General features: G+C 76.4%; 1 protein-coding gene. It reads left to right on the plus strand.

Going from position 1 to position 10957, the window contains the following annotated elements; genetic code table 11:
• The first annotated feature begins 77 nt into the window (after nucleotides 1-77).
• A complete protein-coding gene (locus tag SACTE_RS27690; RefSeq protein WP_014049317.1) occupies nucleotides 78-10889 on the plus strand; it encodes a type I polyketide synthase in 10812 nt (3603 codons plus the stop codon).
• The last annotated feature ends 68 nt before the right edge of the window (nucleotides 10890-10957 follow it).

A 10957-nucleotide genomic window follows, 5' to 3' on the forward strand; every position in this document is an offset into this window, starting at 1 on the left:
GGTGTGGCCTTTTCGGGGTCGTCATTACGGTGAGGAAAAGGTGGAAAACCGTGTCGGTCGAAAGTGGAGATGCGTGGATGAACGGGCCCGGATCCGAATCAGCCCTGGCGCGACTGCTCGCCCAGGCCGCACCGACGCAGCACCGCAGGCTGGTGACGGACCTCGTGCGCACCGCCGTGACCGAGGCGGTGGAGGCGGCCCGGCCGGGCACCTCGCGGACGCTGGACCCGGCCGTACCGCTCGCCGAACAGGGGCTCGACTCGCTCGCGGCGGTCGACCTGCACCGGAGGCTGACCGAGCGGACCGGCCTCGACCTGCCGGTCGGCCTCGCCTACGACTGCCCGACCGTGCGCGACCTGGCCGACCGGCTGCTGGCAGGGGAGCGGGTCCCGGACGGCACAGCGCCGGAACCGGCCGGTGACGGCCACTCCGACGAGCCCGTGGCGATCGTCGGCATCGGCTGCCGCTTCCCCGGCGGCATCGGGACACCGGCCGACCTGTGGCGCCTGCTGGCCGACGGCGGCGAGGTGCTCTCGGACTTCCCCCGGGACCGGGGCTGGGACCTGGAGCAGCTCTTCGACGAGGACCCGGACGCTCCCGGCAGCTCCTACGCCCGCACCGGCGGATTCCTCGACACGGCCACCGAGTTCGACGCCGACTTCTTCGGCATCAGCCCGCGCGAGTCGCTGGCCATGGACCCGCAGCAGCGACTGGTCCTGGAGACCTCCTGGCTCGCCCTGGAGGACGCCGGCATCGACCCCGGCACGCTCCGCCGCACCGCCGCCGGCATGTTCTTCGGGGCCGAGGTGCAGGAGTACGGTCCACGCCTGCACGACGCGCCGGACGGCCTCGACGCCCATCTGCTGGCCGGCAACGCCTCCAGCGTCATCTCCGGCCGCGTCGCCTACGTACTGGGCACCGAGGGACCCGCCGTCACCGTCGACACCGCCTGCTCCGCCTCGCTGGTCGCCGTCCACCTGGCCCGCCGCTCGCTGCAGCAGGGCGAGTCCTCGCTGGCGCTGGCCGGCGGGGTGGCGGTGATGGGCGGGCCGGGTGTCTTCACCGCGTTCAGCAGACAGCGCGGTCTGTCCGCCGACGGCCGCTGCAAGGCATTCGCCGCCGCCGCGGACGGGACGGGCTTCGCCGAAGGGGTCGGCGTCCTGGTCCTGGAGCGGCTCTCCGACGCCCGCCGCAACGGCCACCGGGTGCTCGCCGTCGTCCGGTCCTCCGCCGTCAACCAGGACGGTGCCTCCAACGGGCTCACCGCCCCCAACGGCACCGCGCAGCAGAAGCTGATCCGCCGGGCGCTGGCCGAAGCCGGGCTCGGCCCCGCCGACGTCGACGTGGTGGAGGCGCACGGCACGGGCACCCGGCTCGGCGACCCCATCGAGGCGACCGCCCTCCTGGCCACCTACGGGCAGGACCGCCCGGCCGACGCCCCGCTGCTGCTCGGCTCGGTCAAGTCGAACCTGGGGCACACCCAGGCCGCCGCGGGCGTGGCCGGAGTGATCAAGACGGTCCTCGCCATGCGGCACGGCCGGATACCCGCGACCCTGCACGTCGACGCGCCCACCCCGCACGCAGCCTGGGAGTCCGGCAGCGTGGAACTGGTCACCGAACCGAGGCCCTGGCCCGAGACCGGCCGCCCCCGCCGGGCGGGCGTCTCCTCCTTCGGCGTCAGCGGCACCAACGCCCACGTCATCCTGGAGCAGCCGGAGGCCGACGACCGCGACGAGGTCCCGGACGAAGCCCCTTCGGACACGGGGGAGGCGCACACCGCCCCGGTCCCGCTCGTCTTCCCGCTGTCCGCGCGCGGCGAGGCCGCCCTGCGGGCCCGCGCCGCCGATCTGCTGCCCCTGGCCGACACCACACAACCGGCCGACCTCGCCCACGCGCTGGCCACCACCCGCGCGGCACTGCCCGACCGGGCCGTCCTCGTCGCCGCCGACCGGGACGAGCTGCGGGAGGCGCTCTCCGCCGTGGCCTCGGGCTCGGCCCCCGTCCCCGGGCGGGCGGGCGGCGAACTCGGCTTCCTGTTCACCGGGCAGGGCAGCCAGCGCCTCGGCATGGGCCGCGAACTGGCCGCCGCCCTACCGGCGTTCGCCGACGCCCTCGACGAGGTCTGCGGCCACTTCGACCTCCAGCTCCCGCAGCCCCTCAAGAGCGTCCTGTTCGCCCGGCCGGGCACACCCGACGCGGAGCTGCTGCACCGCACCGAGTACGCGCAACCGGCCCTCTTCGCCGTCGAAGTCGCCCTGTACCGCCTGCTGGAGAGCTGGGGGGTGCGCCCGGACCACCTCGCCGGGCACTCCGTCGGCGAGATCGCCGCCGCGCACGTGGCCGGGGTCCTCACCCTGCAGGACGCCACCATCCTGGTCGCCGCACGCGGCCGGCTCATGCAGGGGCTGCCCGAGGGCGGTGCCATGGCCGCGGTCCGCGCCGCCGAGAGCGACGTCGCGCCGCTGCTCACCGAGCGCACCGGCATCGCCGCCGTGAACGGCCCCGCCTCCGTCGTGATCTCCGGCGACGTGGACGACGTGGAGCGCATCGCGGGCGAACTCGCCGCCCGCGGCCACGACACCAAACGCCTGCGCGTCAGCCACGCCTTCCACTCACCGCTGATGGAACCGATGCTGGCCGAGTTCCGCCGCGTCGCGCGCGTACTGGACTACGCCGAACCCACCGTGCCGGTCGTGTCCACCGTGACCGGTGCCCCCGTCGGCGCGGAACTGTGCGACCCCGAGTACTGGGTGGACCACGTCCGTGCCCAGGTCCGCTTCCACGACGCCGTGCGGTGGCTCGCCGACGCGGGCGTCCGGACGTTCCTGGAGATCGGCCCCGACGCCGTGCTGACCGCGATGGGGCCGGACTGCACGGACGCGCCCGGCACCGCCTTCCTGCCGGTGCTGCGGCGCGGGCGGCCCGAGGTCCGCGAGGCCGTCACCGCGCTCGCCGCGGCCCACGCCCGCGGCGTCCCCGTCGACTGGGCACGGCACTACGCCGGCCAGGAAGCCCGCCGCGTCGAGCTGCCCGGCTACCCCTTCCAGCGCCGCCGCTTCTGGCTGGAACCGGGCGCCCCCGCCGATGCGACCGGCCTGGGGCAGATCACGGCCGGGCACCCGCTGCTGGCGGCCGTGGTCGCGGTCGGCGCGGAGGGCGTCGTCCTGACCGGACGCCTCTCCACCCGCACCCACCCGTGGCTCGCGGACCACGTGATCGCCGGCCGCGTGCTGCTGCCCGGCACCGCCTTCGTCGAACTGGCCCTGCGGGCCGGTGACCACGTCGGCGCCACCGGCCTGGAGGAACTCACACTCGGCGCACCGCTGGTGCTCGCCCCGGACGAGCACGTCGCCGTCCAGGTGGCCGTCGGCGAGGCCGACGACACCGGACGCCGCACGGTCAGCGTCCACTCGCGGGCGGGCGAGGACACGCCCTGGACCCGGCACGCGGCCGGTGTGCTCACCGACGCCGCCCCTCCGGCCGGGGGCACCGACGCGGGCGTGGGCACCGAGGCGGAGGCGTGGCCGCCGCCGGACGCCGAGCCGCTGGACGTCACGGAGGTCTACGCGGACCTCGCCGACCAGGGGTACGCCTACGGGCCCGTCTTCCAGGGCCTGCGCGCCGCCTGGCGGCACGGCGAGCACATCCTCGCCGAGGTCGCCCTGCCCGAGGACGCCACCGCCGACGCCACCCGCTTCCGACTCCACCCCGCGCTGCTGGACGCCGCGCTGCACGCCGCCGACCTCGACGCCCCGCCACGCGGCGAGGTGCTGCTGCCGTTCGCCTGGACCGGTGTCCGCCTGCACGCCACCGGCGCCACGGCCCTGCGCGTACGCATCACCCGGGGCGACGGCGACACCGTCGGACTGCACCTCGCCGACACCACCGGCGCCCCCGTCGCCGACGTCGAGGCCATGACCTCCCTGCCCGTACCGGACACCGACGTCCTGTACACCGTGCGGTGGTCGCCGCACCCCCGGCCGGCGACCACCGCGCCCCTGCGCACCACCGTCCTCGACGGCGCCGCGCACCCGGCCGGTCCGCCGCACGACGGTCCCGGCGAGGAGGCGCTCGCCGCCGCCGTGGACGCGCTGTTCGGCGCCACCGCGCCGGACGCCGTGGTGTACCGCCCGGCCGGGCCGGCGGGCGCCGACGCGGCCGAGGCGCGCGCCCACGTCCTGGGCACCCTGCGCCTGCTGCGGATCTGGCAGGCGGACGAACGGGCGGCGGCCACCCGCCTCGTCGTCGTCACCGGTCCCCACAGCCCCGCCCACGCGGCGGTACGCGGACTGGTCCGCTCGGCACAGGCCGAGAACCCCGGACGCTACGTCCTCCTCGAACACGACGGTCTGCCCTCCGAGGCCGAGCTGCGCCAGGCGCTCGCCACCGGTGAACCCGAACTCTCCCTCGCGGGCGGCCGGTTCGCCGTGGCCCGGCTGGCCGCCGAACCGGCAGCCGCACCCCGGCCGGCCGCCGACTGGGGCACCGTGCTGATCACCGGCGGCACCGGCGGTCTCGGCGCCCTGCTCGCCCGCCATCTGGTCCGCACCCACGGTGTACGCCGCCTGGTCCTCGCCGGCCGCCGGGGACACGCCCCCGAACTGCACGCCGAACTCACCGCGCTGGGAGCCGAGGTCACCGTCGCCGCCTGTGACGTCGGCGACCGGGAGGCGCTGCGCGAGCTGCTGGACCGGCACCCGGTCGACTCCGTCGTCCACGCCGCGGGCACCGTGCGCGACGGCATCGTCGAGAGCCTCACCGACGGCATGGTCGACGAGGTCTTCCACGCCAAGGCCGCAGGCGCCTGGCACCTGCACGAACTCACCCTCGACCGGGACCTCTCCCACTTCGTGCTGTTCTCCTCGCTGGCCGCCGTCCTCGACGGACCGGGCCAGGGCAACTACGCGGCGGCCAACGCCTACCTGGACGCCCTCGCCGCCCACCGCGCGGCACACGGACTGCCCGCGACCGCCCTCGCCTGGAGCCTGTGGGCCACCGGCACCGGCATGGGTGCCGCACTGGACGCCGCCGCCCTGGAGCGCGTGGCCGCGTACGGCGTCCCCGGGCTGTCCGCCGAACACTCCCTGCGGCTCTTCGACGTGGCCGTGCGCTCCGGTGGCCCCCACCTCGTCCCCGTGGAGATCGACGCCGCCGCCGTACGCCGACGGCCCGACGGCCCGCCGCCGCTGCTGAGCTCCCTCGTCCGCCCCGTCACCCGCCGGGCCGCCGCCCACGCCGCGCCCCAGCCGGAGCGGGGCATGGCGCAGCTGCCCGCCGCCGACCGGGAACGGGCTCTGCTGGAGCTGGTCCGCACCGAGGTGGCCGCGGTCCTGCGGCACGACTCCCCGTCCGCCGTCGACCCGGGGCGGGCCTTCACCGAGCTGGGCTTCGACTCGCTGGCCGCCGTCGAACTGCGCAACCGGCTCAACACCGTCACCGGACTGCGGCTGCCCGCCACCCTCGTCTTCGACCACCCCACCTCCCGAGCCCTCGCCGACCACATCCGGGACGCGCTCTTCGGCACCTCGCGGCCGGCCGCCGAGCCCGTCGCCGGACCGCGCCCCGCCGACGAGAGCGACCCCGTCGTCATCGTCGGCATGGGCTGCCGCTACCCCGGCGGCGTCCGCTCCCCGGAAGACCTCTGGCGCCTCGTCGCCGACGGCGTCGACGCGGTCGGCGACTTTCCCGCCGACCGCGGCTGGGACACCGACACCCTGTACGACCCCGAGCCCGGCACCCCCGGCCGCACCTACACACGCGAGGGTGCCTTCCTCCACGACGCGGCCGACTTCGACCCGGGCTTCTTCGGCATCGGCCCGCGCGAGGCCACCGCCATGGACCCGCAGCAGCGCCTGCTCCTCGAAGTCTCCTGGGAGGCCCTGGAGCGCTCCGCCATCGACCCGGCGGTCCTGCGCGGCTCACGCACCGGCGTGTTCGCGGGGGTGATGTACCACGACTACGGCACCTGGCTGACGGAGGTCCCCGACGACCTGGCCGCCTACCTGGGGAACGGCAGCCTGGGCAGCGTCGTCTCCGGCCGGGTCGCCTACGCCCTCGGCCTGGAGGGTCCGGCCGTCACCGTCGACACCGCCTGCTCCTCCTCGCTGGTCACCCTGCACCTGGCCGCGCAGGCGCTGCGGCAGGGTGAGTGCGACCTCGCGCTGGTCGGCGGCGTCACCGTCATGTCGACCCCGGACACCTTCGTCGACTTCGCCCGGCAGCGCGGCCTGGCCGCCGACGGCCGCTGCAAGTCGTTCGCCGCGGCGGCCGACGGCACCGGCTGGGGCGAGGGCGTCGGCGTACTCGTCGTCGAACGCCTCTCCGACGCCCTGCGCAACGGCCACCGGGTGCTGGCCACGGTGCGCGGCTCCGCCGTCAACCAGGACGGCGCCTCCAACGGCCTGACCGCGCCCAACGGCCCCTCCCAGCAACGGGTGATCCGCGCGGCGCTGGCCGCCGCCGGGCTCACCCCGGCCGACGTCGACGCCGTCGAGGCGCACGGCACCGGCACCACGCTCGGCGACCCGATCGAGGCCCAGGCGCTGCTGGCCACCTACGGACAGGAGCGGCCGGACGACGCGCCGCTGTGGCTGGGGTCCGTCAAATCCAACATGGGCCACACCCAGGCCGCCGCCGGGGTCGCCGGAATCATCAAGATGGTCATGGCCATGGGACACGGCACCCTGCCGCGCACCCTCCACGTCGACGCGCCCTCACCGCAGGTGGACTGGACGGCGGGCGCGGTGCGGCTCCTCACCGACGAGCGGCCCTGGCACACCCCGGACCGGCCGCGCCGCGCCGGGATCTCCTCCTTCGGGATCAGCGGCACCAACGCCCACGTCATCCTGGAGGAGTTCACCGGCGCCGAGGCCGAGCCCGCGGAGCCCGACCCGGCCACCGTCCCGCCCGTGTCCGCCCTCCCGGTCTCCGCACGCTCCCCGGAGGCACTGCGCGGACAGGCCGCCCGCCTGCGGGAGCTGACCGGCACCGCGCCCGCCGACCTCGGCCTCGCCCTCGCCACCACCCGCGGCACCCACCCGCACCGCGCCGTCGTCCTGGCCACCGACGAGCGGCACACCGCCGAAGCGCTGGAGGCCCTGGCCCGCGGACACGAGGCCCCCGGCCTGCTCGTCACCGGCACCGCCACCGACGGCACCCTCGCCCACCTCTTCTCCGGGCAGGGCGCCCAGCGGCCCGGCATGGGCCGCGACTGGTACGACACCTACCCGGTCTACGCCGAGCACTTCGACCGCATCGCGGAGCTCTTCGCCAAGCACCTGGAACGGCCGCTCGCCGAGGTGGTCTTCGGCGAACACCCCGACGTACTGGAGCAGACCGCCTACACCCAGGCCGCCCTGTTCACCACCCAGGTCGCCCTCCACCGCCTGCTGGAGTCCTTCGGGATACGGCCCGCCTGGCTGGCCGGGCACTCCGTCGGCGAGTTCGCCGCCGCGCACGTCGCGGGGGTCTGGTCGCTGCAGGACGCCGTGACCGCCGTCGCGGCACGCGGCCGGCTCATGCAGGCGCTGCCGCCCGGCGGCGCGATGGCCTCCGTACAGGCCTCGGAGGAGGAGGTGGCGCCGCTGCTGGACGAACGGTGCGGCATCGCCGCGGTCAACGGCCCGCGCGCCGTGGTCGTCTCCGGGGAGGAGGACGCCGTCGCCACCGTCGCCGCGCACTTCGCCACCACCCGGCGGCTGCGCGTCTCGCACGCCTTCCACTCGCCCCTCATGGAGCCCATGCTGGACGAGTTCCGCCAGGTCATGGCCGCCCTGCCGGCCGCGGAGCCGGTCCTGCCGATCGTCTCCACCCTCACCGGCGTCCAGGCCACGGCCGCCGAACTCGGCTCCGCCGACTACTGGGTGCGGCACGTACGGCAGACCGTGCGCTTCGCCGACGCGGTCGGGACGCTGGCGGCGCAGGGCGTCGACACCTTCCTCGAACTGGGCGCCGCGCCCGTCCTGACGGCCCTGGGCCCGGACTGCGTCCCCGACGCGGCGGAGACCGTGTTCGTCCCCACGGCCCGCAAGGACACCGCCCAGGTCCCCGGCCTGCTCGCCGCGCTGGCCGCCGTGCACACCCGGGGCACGGACGTCGACTGGGCGGTCCTGTACGAGGGTTACGCGGGACGCCGCACCGAGCTGCCCACCTACGCCTTCGAGCACCGCCCCTACTGGCTGCCGACGGCCGCCGCCAGGGGCGACGCCGCCGGGCACGGTCTCGCCACCGCCGACCACCCGCTCGTCAGCGCCCGCCTGGACCTGCCCGGCGACGCCGGGACGCTGCTCACCGGACGGATCTCCACCGCCACCCACCCCGTGCTCAGCCAGCACGCCGTGCTCGGCTCGGTGCTGGTACCCGGAGCCGCCCTCGTCGACCTCGCCCTGCACGCCGGCCGGCTGACCGGCCGGCCCGTGCTGGAGGAACTCACCCTCCAGGCCCCGCTGGCGCTGCCCGGCGACGAGGCCGTACGCCTCCAGGTCGCGGCGAGGCCCGACGGCTCGGTGGAGATCCACTCCCGGCCGGAGAACGCCCCCGAGGACGAGGACTGGACGCGCCACGCGACCGGCACCCTCACCGGCACCGGCACCGACGCACCCGCCACGACCGCCCAGGCCGGCGCCTGGCCGCCCCCGGGGGCCGTCCCGCTCGACACCGCCGGCCTCTACCCGCGGCTGCACGGCGAGGGCTACGACTACGGCCCCGTCTTCCGCGGCGTACGGACCGCCTGGCGGCTCGGCGACACCGTCCTGGCCGAACTGGAACTGCCCGACGAGGCCCGGCAGGACGCCGCCCGGCACACCCTGCACCCCGCCCTGCTGGACTCCGCCCTGCACGCGACGTCCCTCACCGACGAGGGCCCCGGCGACGACACGCCCGCCGGCACGATCGCCCTCCCGTTCGCCTGGACCGGAGTCACCGCGCACGGCACAGGGGCGCTCGCCGCGCGCGTCCGCGTCACCCGGGGCGAGGACGGCACCCGGCTCGACCTGACGGACACCGAGGGCAGGCCGCTGGCCACCGTCGAGTCCTACGTCACCCGCCCCGTCGACGCCGACCGGCTCACCGGACGTGTGCGTTCCCTCTACGTCACCGAGGGCGAACCGCTGCCCGAGTCCGCCGGGCGGCCCGACCGCCGCACCTGGGCCGTGCTCGGCCCGGACGACGCCGGGCTCGGCGCGCCCGCCCACCCGGGCCTGGCCGCGATCGGCGGCCCGGTGCCCGACGTCGTCGTCCTCCCGGTGCGCGCCCCGCACACCGAAGGGGAGGAGCTGCCGAAGGCCGTACGCGGCACGCTGGACGCGACGCTCGCGACCGTCCAGGAGTGGCTGGGCGACGAGCGGTGGGCCGGCTCGGTGCTGCTGGTGCTCACCGCCGGCACCCTCGCCGACGCCGCCGTGCACGGCCTCGTACGGGCCGCGCAGGCCGAGGACCCGGGCCGGATCGTCCTCGTCGGCCGGGCCGGGCCCGACAGCCCCGTACCCGATCTCGCCGCGCTCGCCGCCGTCCTGGACTCCGGGGAGCCGGAGGTGCTGTGGCGCGACGGCCGGGCCCACGCCCCGCGTCTGACGCGCGCCGCGGAACCGGACACCCCGCGCACGAAGCTCCCCTGGGGCACCGTCCTCGTCACCGGCGGCACCGGGGCGCTCGGCGCCCTGGTGGCCCGCCACCTCGTCACCCGGCACGGCGTCACCCGCCTGCTCCTCGTCGGCCGGCGTGGGGCGGACGCCCCCGGAGCCGCCGAACTGGCCCGGGAACTGGCCGCCCTGGGCGCCCGTACCGACCTCGTCGCCTGCGACGTCGCCGACCGGACGGCGCTCGCCGCGCTGCTGGAGGCCCACCCCGTCGACAGCGTCGTGCACACCGCAGGCGTCCTCGACGACGGGCTGGTCACCTCGCTCACCCCCGAGCGGCTGGACACCGTGCTCCGGCCCAAGGCGGACGCCGCCTGGCACCTGCACCGGCTCACCCTCGACCGGGGCCTGTCCCACTTCGTGCTGTTCTCCTCGGCCGCCGGCACCGTCGACGCCTCGGGGCAGGGCAACTACGCCGCCGCCAACGTCTTCCTCGACGCCCTGGCCGCCCACCGCGCCTCCCACGGCCTGCCCGCCACCTCGCTCGCCTGGGGCCTGTGGGCCGGCGGCGGCATGGGAGCCGGCCTCGACCAGGGCGACGCACAACGCGTCGAACGGTCCGGCATCGGCGCGCTCGACCCGGCCGAGGGGCTGGAACTCTTCGACGCGGCCCTGGAGTCCGGGCTCCCCGCCCTGGTGCCGGTCCGGCTGGACACCGCCGCCCTGCGCCGCCGCGGTGACGACGTACCGGCCGTGCTGCGCACCCTGGCCGGGGTCACCGCCCGCGCGGCGCAGGACGACCGGACCCGCACCCTCGGGGAGCGCCTGGCCGGGCTGCCGGAGGCGGACCACGCGCACACCGTGCTCGAAGCGGTCCGCACCGAGGTCGCCGCGGTCCTCGGCCACGACGGGCCCGCGGCCGTCGCCCCCCGGCGCGCCTTCACCGAGCTCGGCTTCGACTCACTCGCCGCGGTCGAACTGCGCAACCGGCTCAACGCCGTCAGCGGGCTGCGCCTGCCCTCCACCCTCATCTTCGACTACGCCACCCCGACCGCCCTGGCCGACCACCTCCTCGACCGGCTCGCCCCGGACTCCGGCCCGGAACCGGCCGATCCCCGGGCCGACGACGAGGTGCGCGACCTCATCGCCCGGATCCCGGTCGCGAGGATCCGCGAGGCGGGACTCCTCGAAGGACTGCTGGAACTCTCCGCACCCGCACCGGCCCGAGCCGCGGCCGAACAGCCCCTGGACATCAAGTCGATGGGCGTCGCCGACCTGGTGCGGGCGGCCCTGAACCGCAGCAGCCCCGAGTGACCAGCCCCGGTGCCGGACGACGCGCCGCGTCCGGCACCGGCGAACCGCCTCCGGCGCACCCCCACCGC

The organism is Streptomyces sp. SirexAA-E, assembly GCF_000177195.2.
GTDB classification, from domain to species: Bacteria; Actinomycetota; Actinomycetes; order Streptomycetales; family Streptomycetaceae; genus Streptomyces; species Streptomyces flavovirens.

Coding starts and splice junctions, on each gene's coding strand:
- SACTE_RS27690 (WP_014049317.1), top strand. CDS start 78: ATGAACGGGCCCGGATCCGAATCAGCCCTGGCGCGACTGCTCGCCCAG.